Origin of the sequence: Corynebacterium sp. CTNIH16, assembly GCF_032821655.1 — a bacterium.
Classification (GTDB): Bacteria; Actinomycetota; Actinomycetes; order Mycobacteriales; family Mycobacteriaceae; genus Corynebacterium; species Corynebacterium marquesiae.
This window is the reverse complement of the sequence record NZ_JAVBIG010000027.1, coordinates 1-2,067: the sequence shown is the minus strand read 5'-3', so window position 1 is coordinate 2,067 and position 2,067 is coordinate 1. Positions and strand designations below refer to the sequence as shown.

The window sequence follows — 2,067 nt, the reverse complement described above, 5'->3', positions numbered from 1 at the left end:
GTGGTTTGTTGGTTGGTGTGTGCCGGTTGGGTATGTGGAACATGTACCTTTTTGAATGCTGTTTGGTGTTTCGGCTGCATTGAGATGGATTGGTTGGCATGTGATTGTGTTCAACTTTTGTGGTTTCCTCTTTTTTGACCCCGTCGGGTTGAGGGGACTGTATTTTTCTTTGTAGTAATTTTTTGGACGCCAGCACGGGCTGCATTGTTGTGTGGTTTGTGGTGGTTTGTTTCTTTGTTGGGTTTCGGGCTTTTCACGGCCTGTTTCGGAATTTTGTTCTGAAATTTTTTTGTGGAGAGTTTGATCCTGGCTCAGGACGAACGCTGGCGGCGTGCTTAACACATGCAAGTCGAACGGAAAGGCCCTGCTTGCAGGGTACTCGAGTGGCGAACGGGTGAGTAACACGTGGGTGATCTGCCCTGCACTTCGGGATAAGCCTGGGAAACTGGGTCTAATACCGGATAGGAGCCATTTTTAGTGTGATGGTTGGAAAGTTTTTTCGGTGTAGGATGAGCTCGCGGCCTATCAGCTTGTTGGTGGGGTAATGGCCTACCAAGGCGGCGACGGGTAGCCGGCCTGAGAGGGTGGACGGCCACATTGGGACTGAGATACGGCCCAGACTCCTACGGGAGGCAGCAGTGGGGAATATTGCACAATGGGCGCAAGCCTGATGCAGCGACGCCGCGTGGGGGATGACGGCCTTCGGGTTGTAAACTCCTTTCGCTAGGGACGAAGCTTTTTGTGACGGTACCTAGATAAGAAGCACCGGCTAACTACGTGCCAGCAGCCGCGGTAATACGTAGGGTGCGAGCGTTGTCCGGAATTACTGGGCGTAAAGGGCTCGTAGGTGGTTTGTCGCGTCGTCTGTGAAATTCCGGGGCTTAACTCCGGGCGTGCAGGCGATACGGGCATAACTTGAGTACTGTAGGGGTAACTGGAATTCCTGGTGTAGCGGTGAAATGCGCAGATATCAGGAGGAACACCGATGGCGAAGGCAGGTTACTGGGCAGTTACTGACGCTGAGGAGCGAAAGCATGGGTAGCGAACAGGATTAGATACCCTGGTAGTCCATGCCGTAAACGGTGGGCGCTAGGTGTGAGGGTCTTTTCACGACTTTCGTGCCGTAGCTAACGCATTAAGCGCCCCGCCTGGGGAGTACGGCCGCAAGGCTAAAACTCAAAGGAATTGACGGGGGCCCGCACAAGCGGCGGAGCATGTGGATTAATTCGATGCAACGCGAAGAACCTTACCTGGGCTTGACATACACCGGATCGCTGCAGAGATGTAGTTTCCCTTTGTGGCTGGTGTACAGGTGGTGCATGGTTGTCGTCAGCTCGTGTCGTGAGATGTTGGGTTAAGTCCCGCAACGAGCGCAACCCTTGTCTTATGTTGCCAGCATTTGGTTGGGGACTCATGAGAGACTGCCGGGGTCAACTCGGAGGAAGGTGGGGATGACGTCAAATCATCATGCCCCTTATGTCCAGGGCTTCACACATGCTACAATGGTCGGTACAACGCGCAGCGACACTGTGAGGTGGAGCGAATCGCTGAAAGCCGGCCTTAGTTCGGATTGGGGTCTGCAACTCGACCCCATGAAGTCGGAGTCGCTAGTAATCGCAGATCAGCAATGCTGCGGTGAATACGTTCCCGGGCCTTGTACACACCGCCCGTCACGTCATGAAAGTTGGTAACACCCGAAGCCGGTGGCCCAAACTTGTTAGGGAGCCGTCGAAGGTGGGATCGGCGATTGGGACGAAGTCGTAACAAGGTACCCGTACCGGAAGGTGCGGGTGGATCACCTCCTTTCTAAGGAGCTTTATTGTGGGTGCAGTTGCACCCTGGTTGGTTGAGTGTGCGAGTGTCATGCTGCTGACCTTTTTGTTTATTTGAAAATTGTCCGGGTGGAACACACACCTTAAGAGATAGAAACCAAGTGTTTGAATGGCGCTTTGTGACACACATGCCGTGCACAGTTGTGAAAAGTAAGTTGTTTGTATGTTGGTGCATTGTTGGGTGTCTGGGGCATTATTCCCCTTTTGTGTGCCTGATCATTATTCTTGCTGACAC

General features: G+C 53.1%; 1 protein-coding gene and 1 rRNA gene. One reads left to right on the top strand and one right to left on the bottom strand.

The window, feature by feature from the left end; translation table 11 throughout:
• Positions 1-196, bottom strand: a 196-nt coding sequence (locus RAE04_RS11605; RefSeq protein WP_317027464.1) for a hypothetical protein, incomplete at its 3' end; no start/stop codon positions are given.
• Between the two features lie 92 nt (positions 197-288).
• On the opposite strand from RAE04_RS11605, the gene RAE04_RS11600 reads away from it, so the two are divergent.
• Positions 289-1,806 (top strand): 16S ribosomal RNA (locus RAE04_RS11600).
• Positions 1,807-2,067 lie beyond the last annotated feature (261 nt).